Source organism: Acinetobacter sp. YH12099, assembly GCF_013419195.1.
GTDB classification, from domain to species: domain Bacteria; phylum Pseudomonadota; class Gammaproteobacteria; order Pseudomonadales; family Moraxellaceae; genus Acinetobacter; species Acinetobacter towneri.
Map to the genome: position 1 here is coordinate 92,025 of NZ_VPAP01000003.1, position 14,867 is coordinate 106,891.

Below are 14,867 nucleotides of genomic sequence, written 5' to 3' on the forward strand. Positions count from 1 at the left end.
TGCGCTTCACTTTAACTTGCCTGCAGCAACTGCGATTGCACTTTAAAATAATTAGAAATTAAACGCGATGCCCAAGATTTAGTAAAACCGACACCTTCATAAAAACCACAATGACTGCCTTTACGGGTCGTCACTACCATAATATTTGGCATTTTCCGTATGGTTTCTTTATAAGGATCAAAGTTTTTGATGTGGCACACTGGGTCATCTTCTGCATTTAAAACCATAAGCGGAATTTTGACATTCTCAAACACATAAATTGGGTTAATGGCTTGTGTGTAGCTGTCATAATCTTCAAAACCCGCCAATTCAAAATACGCCTTTTCAAACTCTGCCAATGTAGTCGCACTTAACACTTGCGATAAAGATTTTACGTTTTGCCAAATGTCCTGATGGGGCTGAATAAAAAACTGGAATAATTTTTTGGTCATCACTTTACTGTAAAAAGGATGCACATGCTGAAAGCCTAGTTCAGTGTTATATCCTGGGCACAGTGCAAACGCGGCTTTAATTGGGGTTTGCTCGCCTTCTTCGCCCAAATAGCGCACCAATAATCCTGTCCCTGCGGAAGAACCAACAGCATATAATTCAGATTGTGGAAATTGTTGCTGAATAAACACTATTTGTTCACGCAAATCATGCGTCGAACCAAACAGATTCATTTGTGGTACAGGCATAGGTAAATTGCCATGCCCACGACGTAAACATAAGGCAATACGCCACTGTGTCTGCTGATGTAAATCGCGCACCAACTCACGCATACTTTCCAAAGAACCTGTAATGGTATGCATTAAAACAATTGTGGGAGTATCTGCAGGTAAGTCATAACCCACCCAAGCAACTGCGGTGATACCGCCATCTTGCATAGTGAGTTGATCAACCCGATCATACTGCTGACGAATGGTTTTCTTTTTAATTAAATCAAAATATAAAAGATGCGCATGTGTATTGGACAGCCACGGTGTTGGACGGTATTTTTCTTTGAGCTGTGGTAAATAATCCAATACCCGACGGATTTCTCCATGTGGATGATAATACAACGTCGGTAAATCTGCGCCTGTGACCTGATCTAAAACCGCTTGTGTAATTTTCGCTATTTTTTGTAATGTAGACATCATTTTACTCCCAAGCAATACATGCACTTTCAAGCATGCCAACCCGAAACCGATTTCTATAAAACAACTTCATTGCCATACACACGCGGTATTTTATTTTTCGGTTGGCATAAAGGCAGCCATACGTTGTCCCATTTGCACAGCCAATGCCTCTAAACCACTTTTCGGGCGAATCATCACTTCAAAGTCCACAATTTGTCCTTGTGTATTGAATTGAATCATATCAATTCCTTTAAGTTTTTTATCTCCCACATTGGCGGAAAATTCAAGTACAACATTGCAACCATCTTCAGTATAAAACTCACGGTGATAAGTAAAGTTTTCAAAGACCTGAATTACATTGGTCAAAATAAAAAATACCACTTGTTTACCCGCATAAGGTTGGTACGCTACAGGTGAACGAAACACCACATCATCTGCCAGCAATTCATTCAAAATAGACATATCATGGTTTTGCAGCATTGTATGCCAACGCTGTACCGCTAATTTTGTTGTTTCCAAAGTCATGTTAAGTTCCTTTTTTTTGTTTTGATATTTCATTTCTATGCAGAGTCCCTGAGTGAGACTGAAGCACTGCTGCACTGGGCAGAAGCGATTATTAACTCTCTCCCCAGCCCCCTCCCAAAGGAGAGGGAGAAGGAATTACATTAAATTTTCGCTGCCAATTCAGCACCCTGACGAATTGCACGTTTGGCATCTAACTCGCCTGCTTCTTTCGCCCCACCAATTAAATGCACATTTTTGCCTGCTGCCTGTAATTGCTCATACATGGCGGTGTAAGACTCTTGCCCTGCACAAATCACCACATGATCAACTTCGAGCACTGTACTTTGACCATTGACGGTGATGTGCAAGCCTTGATCATCAATCAGGTCATAACTTGCCCCTGCAATCATTTTAACGTCACGGTTTTTTAAACCTGTACGATGAATCCAGCCTGTTGTTTTACCCAAGCCAGCACCCACGGATGATGCTTTACGTTGCAATAAATAAATTTCACGTGGCGATTCTTCAACTTTTGCTGCTTTTAAACCACCGACATGCGCATAATTGGTATCAATTCCCCATTCATCGTAGAATTTTTCAGGATTTAGACTACCACTTTCACCTTCATGGCTTAAATATTCTGCAGTATCAAAACCAATACCACCAGCGCCAATAATCGCGACACGTTGACCTACAGGCTTACGCTCTTTTAATACCTCAATATAGCTCAGCACTTTAGGGTGATTAATACCTGCGATATCCAATTGACGCGGGGTTACACCTGTTGCCACAACCACATCATCGAAGTCAGCATTGAGCAATTGTTCAAAACTAGCCGTATGATTCAATACCAATTTAATATTCGGTTGCAGCTCAATTTGGCGTTTGAAATAGCGCAAAGTTTCGTAAAACTCTTCTTTACCAGGAATGGTTTTAGCAATATTAAACTGCCCACCAATTTGATTCGATGCTTCAAAAATCGTCACCTGATGCCCACGTTCTGCAGCATAGGTTGCAAAGCTCAAACCTGCAGGCCCTGCACCAATCACCGCAATTTTTTTAGTCTGTGTTGCTTCTTTAAAAATGAGTTCTGTTTCATGGCAAGCACGTGGATTGACCAAACATGAAGCAATCTTCATTGAGAAAATATGGTCTAAACAAGCTTGGTTACAACCAATACATGTGTTGATTTCATCACTGCGACCTTGCTCTGCTTTTTGCACAAAGAAAGCATCTGCCAACATTGGACGTGCCATCGATACCATATCGGCATGTCCTGCAGCCAAAACATGCTCAGCCATTTCAGGGGTGTTAATACGGTTTGAAGTGATCAGTGGCACTTTAACCAAACCTTTTAATTTCTCTGTCACCCATGTAAAAGCTGCGCGAGGGACTTTGGTAGCAATGGTTGGGATACGTGCTTCATGCCAGCCAATCCCTGTATTGATAATGGTTGCACCTGCTTTTTCAATCGCTTGTGCCAATTGCACCACTTCTTCAAAACTCGAACCGCCTTCGACTAAATCCAACATCGACAAGCGGTAAATAATAATAAAGTTTTCACCCACTTCTGCACGGGTACGTTTAACAATTTCAATTGGGAAACGAATACGGTTTTCATAACTGCCGCCCCATTCATCATCACGATGGTTGGTACGCGCAACAATAAACTCATTAATTAAATAGCCTTCCGAACCCATGATTTCGACACCATCATAGCCTGCGTATTGTGCCAATTTGGCACAATTCACAAAGTCGGCAATGGTTTGCTGTACTTCTGCCGATGTTAGTGCATGTGGTTTACTTGGGTTAATCGGTGCCTGAATTGCTGACGGTGCGACAATATCGGGCTGATAGGAATAACGTCCCGTATGTAAAATCTGTAAAGCAATTTTGCCGCCTGCATCATGCACAGCCTGAGTCACCACTTTATGTTTTTCTGCTTCTTGACGAGTATCAAGTTTATTGCCGCCCGCAAAGGTTAAGCCTGCATCATTCGGTGAAATACCACCTGTTACAATCAGCCCAACGCCACCTTTGGCACGCTCTGCATAAAAAGCCGCCATACGTTCGTATCCACCTGGTGCTTCTTCTAGTCCAACGTGCATTGAACCCATTAAGACCCGATTTTTTAAAGTGGTAAAGCCTAAATCTAAAGGCGCAAGTAAATGTGGATAGTCAGACATAGAATCTCCCTGCTGGCAAAAATGCTGGCTGTTTTATGCTTAATGCAACTTGTTGCATACTTTTATATTCTAGATTTAATTTTTATGCAACATGTTGCATAATTAAAGCTGAAAAAAATAAAGTTGCTCTGTTTATGTCGCTCGCTCACGTTTTATTGACCAGTTTAATTGAAAAACCCAGTAACGGTATTGAATTGGCACGCCGTTTTGACCGCTCTATGGGGTTTTTCTGGAATGCGACCCATCAACAAATTTATCGCGAACTAAATACCATGCTGAAAAAAGGTTGGATTTCAACCTTAGAAGATGAAGATTCTAGCAGTCGTAGCAAAACCTATCAGGTAGAAGCTTTGGGGCGGCATGAACTGGCAAACTGGATGGTCGAGCAAAGCCCGCCTGCACAATTACGCGAAGAACTTATGGTACGTTTACGTGCCGAAGCCCAACTTGGCGGCAACAGCGTCTTACCCGAACTAGAACGACATTTGCTGCTTCACAAAGCCAAGTTGCACACCTATCAACAGATTTTTGCCAAAGACTTTAGCCAAGCACCTGCGAACAACCGTACCCTGTATATTCATAAAATGATTTTGCAGCTAGGGATAGATCAGGAAATTGGCTGGATTGAATGGCTAGAAAATGTGATTCCTGAACTGAAAAAGTTTGATGCCGAAGCCTCATCTTAAAAGTATATTTTTAAGTAATAGCAACCACATCAATGTGAAATCAGGGTTGCTCACCATACAGAAATGATCAGGCTATGCTATAAAGAATAACGCATCTTTAATTACAACCATGCAAGGAAATGCTGATGCCTTTTTACCGCATGCCCGATGGCGAAGCTCTATTTGTACGTGAATTTGGTCAAGGTGAGCCTGTGGTTGTGCTTTCAGGTTTAGGCATGCACAGTTGGCAATGGTTGCCATTTCTGTATCAACATAAAAAGCAGTATCGTTTTATTATTCCAGACTGGCGTGGTTTTGGGGGTTCAAACCTGTGTGCCGTTCCAGAACTGGATGCTATTTCGAGCCATTGGCAAGATTTAAACAGTCTGCTTCAACAACAGAACCTGCAACAATTTAAACTGATTGGCTATTCCATGGGGGCAACCACTGCCATGCATGGCATGCAATATGGACAATTGGCTGCGCATTTAAGCAGTTATTTACAAATTGACCAAGCACCAAAAATTGGGGTAGATGAAAACTGGCCTTATGGCTTATTTGGCAATCAACATCAACAATTTAAACAGTTATTGATTCATCTGTCCGAGTTTTTACATGATCACGCGCAATATACTGATATTCAACAAATGGATGTGTTGCAGCGTAAAAACTTAGTCGAACTTTGGCTAGAATTTATAGAATTACAAGCCAGCAATAAAATCAGTCCGTTTTTATTTAAACTGGCCGTCAAACGTCCTGTTTTACAACGCTATATTTTACCTACACAGCGTTTAGATTATTTACGCTGGTATATCGACAATTATTTACACCATCAGGAAGATTATCGTGAGGCTTTAACTCAACTGGGTTGTCCGACAGTCTTTTTTACAGGCGCACAATCGACCTTGTATGCGGCAGAAGGACAACGTCAAGTGGTAGAAGCTATGCCGAATGCGAAACAAGTCATATTTCACCAATCTGGGCATACCCCTTTACTGACCGAACCGTTGAAATTTAATCAGGAAATTAGCCAATTTTTAAAACTAAACAGCTAAAGTAAAACGGTGGAAAATGTGGTTTGCAATATTTTCCACCGTAGCATCATTAGACCTAGATTTAGTTTAGATCTAGATTTAATTGGCAAAAGCCGCGATACCCGTTTGCGCACGACCTAAAATTAGCGCATGCACATCGTGCGTCCCTTCATAGGTATTCACGACTTCCAAATTGACCAAATGCCGCGCCACGCCATATTCATCACTGATACCATTCCCACCAAGCATATCGCGCGCCATACGAGCAATTTCTAAGGCCTTGCCACAGTTGTTGCGTTTAATCAGCGAAGTACCTTCGAGTGAAGCAATACCCTCATCTTTCATACGACCAAAACGTAAAGCAATTTGTAAACCCAGCGCGATTTCGGTTTGCATATCGGCAAGTTTCTTTTGAATGAGCTGATTGGTCGCCAAAGGACGTCCGAACTGAATCCGATCCATCGTATATTGATGCGCAGTATGCCAACAAAACTCAGCCGCACCCATAGCACCCCAAGCAATGCCATAACGTGCACTATTTAAACAAGTGAACGGCCCTTTTAAACCACGCACTTCAGGTAACATATTTTCTTCAGGCACAAAAACATTGTCCATGACAATTTCACCTGTGATTGAAGCGCGTAAACCAACCTTGCCTTGAATGATTGGTGCAGAAAGTCCATCCCAACCTTTTTCTAAAATAAAACCGCGAATATCACCCACTTGCCCATCTGCTGAAACTTCTTTTGCCCACACCACAAATACATCGGCAATTGGACTATTGGTAATCCACATTTTCGCACCGTGTAAACGATAACCGCCTGCAACTTTATGTGCTCTGCTGTTCATACTGCCAGGGTCGGAGCCAAAATCAGGTTCAGTCAGACCAAAACATCCGATCCATTCACCCGAAGCGAGTTTGGGTAAATATTTTTGTTTTTGTGCTTCACTGCCAAACTCATAAATTGGCACCATCACCAATGAACTTTGCACACTTGCCATTGAACGATAACCTGAATCGACCCGTTCAATTTCACGTGAAATTAGCCCATAACTCACATAATTTAAACCTGCACCGCCATATTGTTCAGGTATGGTTGAGCCTAACAAACCAAGCTCACCCATTTCACGGAAGATGCTGCGATCTACCGTTTCATGTCTAAACTGATCACGTACCCGCGGCAGTAATTTTTCCTGACAATAAGCATAGGCACTATCACGAATCATACGTTCGGTTTCAGTCAATTGCTGTTCAAGCAAAAAAGGATCTTTCCAATCAAATTTCACTTTTTCACTGTGAGTTGCAGGCGTGTGATTTGGCGATGGATTGTGTTGTGACATGGCATCCTCTGCACATTATTATAGGTTCTGGTTCATCAATATTTGATTTTGTAGCGTCATACTACTTTACTTTATGTTCTATCATTAAAATGAAATAACAAGCAATAAAAAGTGAACTTTGATTCAATTATTCAGCAAAGTTATAGACAGCACTAAACTTTCACATATTTAGATACTTAAAATTCTGAAAAAATGAGCTGTAGATTTGTGTTTCTATTTTCGGCACTTATACTCAAATCTAACCATCCATCAAGAGAATAAAACATGCGTAAATTAGTAGTTTTTTCGGGTGCAGGTATGAGCGCAGAAAGTGGAATCAACACCTTTAGAGATGGTGATGGCTTATGGGAAAAACATCGCGTGGAGGATGTCGCAAGTCCTGAAGCATGGGCAAGGAATCCTGAATTAGTCCAACGCTTTTATAATGAACGTCGTAAAAACATTCTTAATGCGCAGCCTAACTTGGCGCATCGCTTAATTGCTGAACTTGAAGATGATTTTGATGTACAAGTGATCACCCAAAATATTGATGATTTGCATGAGCGTGCAGGCAGTTCAGAAGTTTTGCATTTACACGGCAATATTCGTTTAGCCAAAAGCTCAGGGCCTCATGCACAATACACGACAGAATTTTTTCCAATTGAAGGTGACTCGCTGAACTTGCAACAGGATCTTTGCCCACAAGGCTATCCTTTACGTCCGCATGTGGTCTGGTTTGGCGAAGCAGTTCCTGCCTATGAAGAAGCACTGGATTTGATTCAAGATGCCGATATTTTTATTGTGATTGGTACAAGTTTGGTGGTGTACCCTGTTGCTGGATTAGTACACGAAATTCCTGCAAATTGTCAGGCTTATTATATTGACCCAAAAGCCATGCAAGCCCAACTTCCTGCTCAATTTCAACGGATTTCCAAAACTGCCACTGAGGGCATGCAGCAATTGTTCGATCAATTACATCAAGTTTAAAGTAATTACAGTATCTAAATTTTTCCACTTGTAAGATGTCATCAACATGCTTAGGCTATTTTGACATCTTGCAGGATTGCATCATTTTCATAATAGTTTTAGGTATCTCTTTAAAACTTTGTTACCATCGCTCTTTCTCTGTGTTTGTGATGTTTACTGCATATGACCTCATCTTATCAGCAACAACTTGATGCAAAAGTTGCCCGTATTTCTGCCCAATTTGCCGAATATAACCCGCCTGCCTTGCAAGTATTTGCCTCACCAGAACACAACTACCGTATGCGGGCAGAGTTCCGAATTTGGCATATTGAAGATGATCTGTTTTATGCCATGTTTGAACGCAGTGAAGATAAGCAGAAAAAAGTTATTCGTGTAGATGAGTTTCCGATTGCAGACCGCAGCATTAACTTATTAATGCCAAAGCTGTTAGCCGCCCTGAAAGCCGATCCCGTATTATCGGCTCGTTTATTTGAAGTGCATTTTTTAGCGACTTTAAGTGGCGAAATGTTGGTTTCACTGCTTTATCACCGCAAACTTGAATCTGATTGGGAGCCTGCAGCCCAAGCTTTGAGCAAAGCATTAAACATTAAACTGATTGGACGCAGCCGTGGGCAAAAATTCGTGCTATCCGATGAGTATGTAGTTGAACAATTACAGGTTTTTGAGCGCACTTATACCTATAAGCAAATTGAAAGCAGCTTTACCCAGCCAAACGCGCAAGTTTGCCAAAAAATGCTGGAATGGGCATGTACGGTTGCCGAATATTCTGAGCAAGATTTATTAGAACTTTATTGTGGTAATGGTAACTTTACCCTGCCGCTATCGACTCGTTTCCGTCGTGTACTTGCCACAGAACTGGCTAAATCTTCGGTATATGCAGCGCAGTGGAATATTGAACAAAACCAGATTGAGAATATTCAAGTGGCACGCTTATCGGCTGAAGAGTTTACTCAAGCCTATAACGGTGAGCGTGAATTCCGCCGCTTGCAAGAAGCGAACATTGATCTTGCAAGTTATGATTTTGATACGGTCTTTGTCGATCCGCCACGCGCAGGAATTGATGATGCAACCTTAAAACTCCTATAGCGTTTTAAGCGTATTATTTATATTTCGTGCAACCCAGACACATTGCATGACAATTTAAAAACCTTGTGTCAAAACCATAAAGTGACGCAATTTGCACTGTTTGATCAATTCCCATACACCCATCATGTTGAGTCGGGTGTTTTACTGGAAAAGATTTAAACAATTTGTTGCATTATTCTTCAATATTTACAAGTTCTCCTTTTTAGCACTTGTAAATATTATGATGTAAATGAATCAGTTAAAGCATTACAAGCCCTTTAACTGTCATAATTTCGTTAAAAAAATGCAATATCATCGAAAATTCTGCAACTCGATTGCTGCTTTTATCACTTAGGTCGACTTGATTTATTTTTTATATTGGCTATATTTCGATCTATGTTAGGTTGTGAATGAAGGCTCTATGAGTTTTTGGCAAAAGTTGTTCTCTACAGAACAGCAAAACGAGCATAAAAATCAAATTGCTTGTGTTGAAAATGATTGCTCTTGCAAGACAAATGAACAACTTCTCGAAGCTTTAACCAAAGCCACAGATGAAGATGTCATTATCGGGATTAAGAAGGTTCTCGCTTCGCGAGGTTATAGCCGCAAAGAGTTGAATGAACTCCAGCATCTACCATTCCAGTAATGGAATATGATAAAAAAGGCATTTAGTTGAACTAAGTGCCTTTTTTAATGGCTGCATATATATTAGAACGATAAATTTTATAAATCGCGACACGTGCTTGAACTTGCACAAAAACGCTAATCTTTTCAAACGCAGTCAATCATATCTTCATAATCATGCGCTAATATTTCTACACATAATCATTACACCAATAAATTCGAATTATTCAAACAGAGAAAATGACAATGAAAAAAACTAGCCTTAGCTGTCTTGCCCTACTCAGCCTAAGTTTAACAGCCTGTAGCCCAATGCCGAAAGAATGTGCCGAAACTTGGGAGAAAATGGAAAGTTTTGCTAAAAACATGGGTATTTCAGATGAGCAACTTAAACAACAAAAAAAGCAATTTGAAAATGAAGTCAAACAAATGAAAAGCGAAGAAGCAGTCAAAATCTGCAGGATGCAAGGCACAGCCTTAGGTTTTATTGGACAATAAATTCAGCCAAGCCAAAACCAAATTCCAATGTTAGGGTTTACAGCCTTGATGATCTATATAAGCTAAAATTGGACCTAAATTGCGATGTGGATGAGTATGACGTTGTAATTGCGGAATATACGCTGTAGAAATCGAACCATCTAAATACAAGGCATTTGGCGTTTGCAGCTCATCTTTAAAAAAGGTGGCAAATTGAAGAAAAGTTACGGGCGTCTTGCTAATCACAAAGTACAGGCTTTGGTCTTTTAACCCAACCCCATTTCTAATTTTATAAGAAGTACTGTCTGCCAAAAAACGTGAATTTAACTGGCGATTAATAACTAACATTGGGCCAGACTGTGTCGCATACTGCGCTTTGAACGCTTGATTGGCATATTGTTGGGTTGTTCCTAAAAACACCCGTTGATGATTCCACGCCAGTACACCATTGGGCTGAATTAAAAAATTCCCCCATCCCTGTTGCTGTCGGTTCAGCTTTTTAAGTTGTCGTCCTTGTTCCACATACAAACCCACAGGCGAATAATCTGGATGAAACATGCCTGCATTCATGGCAAATTGCATGTTTTCACAAGACTGTAGATTTTTTTGTAGTTGTGAAATTTGCAGATATGGTTTCCCTAGCCGATCTTTCAGATATAAGCCTAACTGTGACAACTGTGTCACTTCCACCACATCTGCATTGATTTTACTGTTGTTAACCGTCCATGCGCGAATTTCCGCTTGTGCAGTAGGCGTGCAGAATAAATAACAGAGCAATAAGCACTTCCACCGAGAACAAAACATTATCATCTCCATACCTGCTATGTTACAAATTGTGCATATAACTGAATGGGTTATCGCATATTTGCTTCAGACGCAGTACACTATAAAACCTGATTTCTTTTCTCTACTCATGTTACTTTATTGGTCAAGCGTACGATGCTCAAGCAGAAAACACGATTTCCTTTAGGGGCACATTTAATTGTGAAACACTTCGGCTATAGCCATCATGGTATCTATGCCGGGCGTGGTCGCGTGATTCACTATTCGGGTTTTGCACATCTTTTTAAAAAACACCCGATTGAAATGACCAGTATTGAAAAGTTTAGTCACGGCAAAAATATTATTGTGCAGTCGTATCATGCGCCCAAGTATAAAGGCCGCAAAGTGGTACGCCGTATGCGCTCCAGAATGCATGAAAACAATTATCATCTGATTATGAATAACTGTGAACATTTATGCACTTGGGCAATTACAGGTGTGGAAAGCAGCCCGCAAGTATTTAAGATGATGGATCGTTTAACCACCATTGGTTATGTCAGTTCATTGATGAGTTATATGAACAGTATGATGCTGACCCTGACCACCACTTGCTTTGCTTTAGTGCTCTATATTAAGAAGAAACTACGCGATAAAGCCAAAATGCAGTTACCGCAAATCCTGATGAAGCAGGAACAGCATAAAAACCGCTAATCGCAGTCGTTTTAGCGACACTGTATATCTCACAAAATATTCTATAAACCTCAAATAGATAAAACCAAAAGCCCAACCTGAATTGATCAAGTTGGGCTTTCAAGTTGCAAGCTAAAACTTAAATAAGGTGTTACTTGCCAGGTTTGAAGCTGTCTTTTAAGTCTAAAATGCGGTTAAACACTGGTTTTTCCGCACTGTGATCATACTGATCTGCAACAAAATAACCTTCACGTTCAAATTGGAAACGATCTTCTGGTTGTGCTGTTGCCAATGCAGGTTCAACAATGGCTTGTACCACAGTCAACGATTCGGGGTTTAAATTCGCCAAGAAATCATCACCCACTTCTGGATCAGACTCAGTAAATAAGCGATCATATAAACGAACTTCTGCCGCAACGCCTTTACTTGCAGATACCCAGTGAATCACGCCTTTGACTTTACGACCTTCTGGGTTTTTGCCCAAAGTTTCAGGGTCAATTGAACATTTCAGCTCAATGACTTCGCCGTTAGCATCTTTAATCACTTCATCACACTTGATTACATAAGCATGGCGTAGACGCACCTCACCTTCTGGCACTAAACGCTTGAAACCTTTAGGCGGCACTTCTTCAAAGTCTTTACGGTCAATATAAATTTCAGAAGTCAGTGGAATACTACGCTCGCCCATATCTACATTTGGATGACGTGCATGGACTAAATCCAGTGCTTCAGGCAAATTGGTCAAAGTCACTTTAAGTGGATTCAACACCGCCATGCCACGTGCTGCAGTATTTTCCAATGACTGACGGATGCAATATTCAAGCATTGCAACATCCACAATACCATCCGACTTAGACACACCTACACGCTTACAGAAATCACGCAAACCTTCTGGTGTAAAGCCACGACGACGCATACCTACCACTGTTGGCATACGTGGGTCATCCCAACCATTCACAAAACCGCCTTCAACCAATTTACGCAATTTACGCTTAGATGTGATGGTGTAATCAATATTCAAACGGCTAGATTCATACTGACGCGGCACAGCCTCGGATTTCACCTTTTCCACCACCCAATCATAGAATGGACGATGGTCTTGGAATTCTAAAGTACATAGTGAATGAGTAATGCCTTCAATGGCATCTGATAATGGATGCGCATAATCATACATTGGGTACATTTTCCATTTATCGCCCGTTTGGTGATGCGATGAATGTAAAACACGATACAAAATCGGATCACGCATGTGTACGTTTGGTGAAGCCATATCAATTTTGGCACGGAGTACTGCCTGACCTTCGCCTAATTCACCATTGCGCATTTTTTCAAATAAAGCCAAGTTTTCTGCTACTGGCGTATCACGATATGGCGAATTTTTACCCGGCTCTACAAAAGAACCACGATTGAGCTTAATCTCATCAGGGGTTTGCAAATCGACATAAGCATCGCCTTGTTCGATCAGCTGAATTGCCCATGTATATAATTGATCGAAATAGCTTGATGCATAGCGTGGTTCGCCATTCCACTCAAAACCCAGCCATTTCACGTCATTGGCAATACCATCAACATATTCTTGTTCTTCTGCATCTGGGTTGGTGTCATCAAAACGTAAGTTACACACCCCTTGATATTCTTGTGCGATGCCAAAGTTCAAGCAAATTGCTTTCACGTGACCAATATGCAAATAACCATTCGGCTCAGGTGGAAAACGTGTCACCACCTGCTGAGTGCGACCCGCCGCAATATCATCGGTAATGACTTGACGTATAAAGTCCAAGCCCGGCTGTTGTTCTTGCTGCACAGCATCGACAGAGGCATTTGAACTTGGTGTCGGGGTGTTTGGCAGAGATGCAACAACATCATTTGGCTTCATAGCAATAAAATCACTTCTAAAATAAAATTGGATAAACTAGGTTACAGAAACTTCAGTAGTGAAGCATACATCACCCATTAGAACGCTTTTCCTTGTTTTTAACAAAGAAAATAACGTTTTTACTTGCCTTGTAGTTTACAGTTTGCTTATGCTTCTCTCAACCAAAAAACCCATGGCATTCGTGTCCATGTTTAGGAGATTACACAATGAGTTTTCCTCAAGTCGAATTAAACACCAATAAAGGTCGTATTGTTTTAGAATTGAACGCTGAAAAAGCACCAATTACAGTTGCTAACTTCTTAGAATACGTTCGTGATGGTTTTTATGACGGCGTAATTTTCCACCGTGTTATTGATGGTTTCATGATCCAAGGCGGTGGCATGGATGAAAACTTCAAAGAAAAAGCAACACGTGATGCGATTGAAAACGAAGCAGACAACGGCTTAAGCAACGATGTTGGTACAATTGCAATGGCACGTACCCAAGCACCTCACTCTGCTTCTGCACAGTTCTTCATTAACGTAAAAAATAACTCTTTCTTAAACCACACAGGCAAAACTGCACAAGGTTGGGGTTATGCCGTGTTTGGTAAAGTTGTTGAAGGTATGGACGTTGTAGATGCAATTAAAGGCGTGCGTACTGGCAACCGTGGTTATCACGCAGATGTTCCACTAGAAAATGTGGTGATTGAATCTGCAAAAATCATTGCTGAATAAGAATCTTACCCGACCTCGCTTACGCACATCATTTTAAAGTACTGCTTTAAAATTCGTTTAGGGAGGAGAAATCCCTCTTTTAAAAGAGGGATTTCGGGAGATTCCAAGGAATAATTCGTGACCTATCTGTTTATCGCAGATTTACACTTGTCACCAAATCACCCTCGACTTGTTCGGGGGTTTTTAGATTTGCTAGACGCTTATCAAAATAAAAACACCCAACTGTATATTTTAGGCGACTGGTTTAATGCATGGATTGGCGATGATTACACCGCAGCGTGGCTCGATGAAGTTGTTGCACGTTTAAAGCAATTTAGCCAAGCAGGTAATCAAATTTACTTTATTGTCGGCAATCGTGATTTCGCTTTGGGTCAGAAATTTTTAGATCAGTTTTCAGGACAACTCCTGCCCGATGTGTACACGCTGCATATTGGTTCTCAACAGGTACGTTTAGAACATGGCGATGCACTGTGTACCGATGATGTGTCCTATCAAAAATTCCGTAAAATCATTCGCAATCCCATCATTTTAGGGATTTTAAAGAAAACACCTTTGGCTTTTCGGCAAAAACTTGCACAAGGTTTCCGCAACAAAAGTCAGCAAGCCAATCAAGTCAAAAGTTATGACGTCATGGACGTAAATGCAGATGCTGTGTCACAAGCCTTGCAGCATGCAGATGTGTTAATTCATGGGCATACGCATCGTCCAAATATTCACAATGAACACGGCAAACCTAGAATTGTATTAGGCGATTGGCGCACAGATGCTGCACAAATTTTAGTAGTTGAACCAAATCAAGCCTTAGCAACTTGGCAACTGAGTCATTGGAACTATTAAGCGCAACATCTTTACATAAAAATAATAGAT

At 40.9% G+C, this 14,867-nt stretch carries 14 protein-coding genes and 1 pseudogene; 9 read left to right on the forward strand and 6 right to left on the reverse strand.

Annotated features, from left to right (window positions below):
* Positions 1–11: 11 nt before the first annotated feature.
* From FTU39_RS03420 to FTU39_RS03430, 3 genes are all read right to left on the reverse strand, one after another.
* Complete coding sequence (locus tag FTU39_RS03420) at positions 12–1,118, reverse strand: YheT family hydrolase (RefSeq protein WP_026438425.1); 1,107 nt, start codon at positions 1,116–1,118, stop codon at positions 12–14.
* A 90-nt stretch (positions 1,119–1,208) separates the two neighbouring features.
* Positions 1,209–1,622 (reverse strand): nuclear transport factor 2 family protein, encoded by a 414-nt coding sequence (locus FTU39_RS03425; protein WP_180051728.1) that lies wholly within the window; start codon positions 1,620–1,622, stop codon positions 1,209–1,211.
* Positions 1,623–1,762: 140 nt separating this feature from the next.
* Entirely contained in the window at positions 1,763–3,787 is a 2,025-nt protein-coding gene (locus FTU39_RS03430) for an NADPH-dependent 2,4-dienoyl-CoA reductase (RefSeq protein ID WP_004973335.1), read from the reverse strand.
* Between the two features lie 134 nt (positions 3,788–3,921).
* Here FTU39_RS03430 and FTU39_RS03435 point away from each other — a divergent pair, with 134 nt between their 5' ends.
* Together FTU39_RS03435 and FTU39_RS03440 are read left to right on the forward strand one after the other, a co-directional pair.
* Positions 3,922–4,473, forward strand: coding sequence for a PadR family transcriptional regulator (locus FTU39_RS03435; protein WP_004973333.1), 552 nt, complete (start codon positions 3,922–3,924; stop codon positions 4,471–4,473).
* A gap of 125 nt (positions 4,474–4,598) precedes the next feature.
* A complete protein-coding gene (locus FTU39_RS03440; protein ID WP_096900864.1) occupies positions 4,599–5,507 on the forward strand; it encodes an alpha/beta fold hydrolase in 909 nt (302 codons plus the stop codon).
* A gap of 78 nt (positions 5,508–5,585) precedes the next feature.
* Here FTU39_RS03440 and FTU39_RS03445 read toward each other — a convergent pair whose 3' ends face one another.
* Positions 5,586–6,827 (reverse strand): acyl-CoA dehydrogenase, encoded by a 1,242-nt coding sequence (locus FTU39_RS03445; RefSeq protein WP_096900865.1) that lies wholly within the window; start codon positions 6,825–6,827, stop codon positions 5,586–5,588.
* Positions 6,828–7,091: 264 nt separating this feature from the next.
* Between FTU39_RS03445 and FTU39_RS03450 the strand changes: the two genes are divergently transcribed.
* From FTU39_RS03450 to FTU39_RS03465, 4 genes and pseudogenes are all read left to right on the forward strand, one after another.
* The gene (locus FTU39_RS03450) at positions 7,092–7,793 is read left to right on the forward strand and encodes an NAD-dependent deacylase (protein ID WP_004973326.1); all 702 of its coding nucleotides are present in this window, start codon (positions 7,092–7,094) and stop codon (positions 7,791–7,793) included.
* Positions 7,794–7,955: 162 nt separating this feature from the next.
* Positions 7,956–9,038 (forward strand): annotated as a pseudogene (trmA, locus tag FTU39_RS03455) (tRNA (uridine(54)-C5)-methyltransferase TrmA).
* 241 nt (positions 9,039–9,279) lie between these two features.
* Positions 9,280–9,504, forward strand: coding sequence for a hypothetical protein (locus FTU39_RS03460; protein ID WP_004973321.1), 225 nt, complete (start codon positions 9,280–9,282; stop codon positions 9,502–9,504).
* A 224-nt stretch (positions 9,505–9,728) separates the two neighbouring features.
* Positions 9,729–9,977, forward strand: coding sequence for a hypothetical protein (locus FTU39_RS03465; protein ID WP_004973320.1), 249 nt, complete (start codon positions 9,729–9,731; stop codon positions 9,975–9,977).
* 30 nt (positions 9,978–10,007) lie between these two features.
* On the opposite strand, the gene FTU39_RS03470 is transcribed toward FTU39_RS03465, so the two are convergent.
* Positions 10,008–10,760: a phosphodiester glycosidase family protein gene (locus FTU39_RS03470; protein ID WP_257224388.1), complete on the reverse strand. Its 753-nt coding sequence runs from the start codon at positions 10,758–10,760 to the stop codon at positions 10,008–10,010.
* 135 nt (positions 10,761–10,895) lie between these two features.
* Here FTU39_RS03470 and FTU39_RS03475 point away from each other — a divergent pair, with 135 nt between their 5' ends.
* Positions 10,896–11,429 carry a lecithin retinol acyltransferase family protein gene (locus FTU39_RS03475; protein WP_096900868.1) on the forward strand — a complete coding sequence of 178 codons (534 nt, stop codon included), beginning with the start codon at positions 10,896–10,898 and terminating at the stop codon, positions 11,427–11,429.
* Between the two features lie 130 nt (positions 11,430–11,559).
* Here FTU39_RS03475 and FTU39_RS03480 read toward each other — a convergent pair whose 3' ends face one another.
* Entirely contained in the window at positions 11,560–13,284 is a 1,725-nt protein-coding gene (locus tag FTU39_RS03480; RefSeq protein WP_154320707.1) for a glutamine--tRNA ligase/YqeY domain fusion protein, read from the reverse strand.
* A 206-nt stretch (positions 13,285–13,490) separates the two neighbouring features.
* On the opposite strand from FTU39_RS03480, the gene FTU39_RS03485 reads away from it, so the two are divergent.
* Both FTU39_RS03485 and FTU39_RS03490 read left to right on the forward strand, forming a co-directional pair.
* The gene (locus FTU39_RS03485) at positions 13,491–14,000 is read left to right on the forward strand and encodes a peptidylprolyl isomerase (RefSeq protein ID WP_004973310.1); all 510 of its coding nucleotides are present in this window, start codon (positions 13,491–13,493) and stop codon (positions 13,998–14,000) included.
* 117 nt (positions 14,001–14,117) lie between these two features.
* A complete protein-coding gene (locus tag FTU39_RS03490) occupies positions 14,118–14,837 on the forward strand; it encodes a UDP-2,3-diacylglucosamine diphosphatase (protein WP_180051729.1) in 720 nt (239 codons plus the stop codon).
* Positions 14,838–14,867 lie beyond the last annotated feature (30 nt).

Bases quoted from the DNA above. Each gene is read 5' to 3' on its own strand.
- FTU39_RS03420 (WP_026438425.1), bottom strand. From the start codon at position 1,118: ATGATGTCTACATTACAAAAAATAGCGAAAATTACACAAGCGGTTTTA.
- FTU39_RS03425 (WP_180051728.1), bottom strand. From the start codon at position 1,622: ATGACTTTGGAAACAACAAAATTAGCGGTACAGCGTTGGCATACAATG.
- FTU39_RS03430 (WP_004973335.1), bottom strand. From the start codon at position 3,787: ATGTCTGACTATCCACATTTACTTGCGCCTTTAGATTTAGGCTTTACC.
- FTU39_RS03435 (WP_004973333.1), top strand. From the start codon at position 3,922: ATGTCGCTCGCTCACGTTTTATTGACCAGTTTAATTGAAAAACCCAGT.
- FTU39_RS03440 (WP_096900864.1), top strand. From the start codon at position 4,599: ATGCCTTTTTACCGCATGCCCGATGGCGAAGCTCTATTTGTACGTGAA.
- FTU39_RS03445 (WP_096900865.1), bottom strand. From the start codon at position 6,827: ATGTCACAACACAATCCATCGCCAAATCACACGCCTGCAACTCACAGT.
- FTU39_RS03450 (WP_004973326.1), top strand. From the start codon at position 7,092: ATGCGTAAATTAGTAGTTTTTTCGGGTGCAGGTATGAGCGCAGAAAGT.
- FTU39_RS03460 (WP_004973321.1), top strand. From the start codon at position 9,280: ATGAGTTTTTGGCAAAAGTTGTTCTCTACAGAACAGCAAAACGAGCAT.
- FTU39_RS03465 (WP_004973320.1), top strand. From the start codon at position 9,729: ATGAAAAAAACTAGCCTTAGCTGTCTTGCCCTACTCAGCCTAAGTTTA.
- FTU39_RS03470 (WP_257224388.1), bottom strand. From the start codon at position 10,760: ATGTTTTGTTCTCGGTGGAAGTGCTTATTGCTCTGTTATTTATTCTGC.
- FTU39_RS03475 (WP_096900868.1), top strand. From the start codon at position 10,896: ATGCTCAAGCAGAAAACACGATTTCCTTTAGGGGCACATTTAATTGTG.
- FTU39_RS03480 (WP_154320707.1), bottom strand. From the start codon at position 13,284: ATGAAGCCAAATGATGTTGTTGCATCTCTGCCAAACACCCCGACACCA.
- FTU39_RS03485 (WP_004973310.1), top strand. From the start codon at position 13,491: ATGAGTTTTCCTCAAGTCGAATTAAACACCAATAAAGGTCGTATTGTT.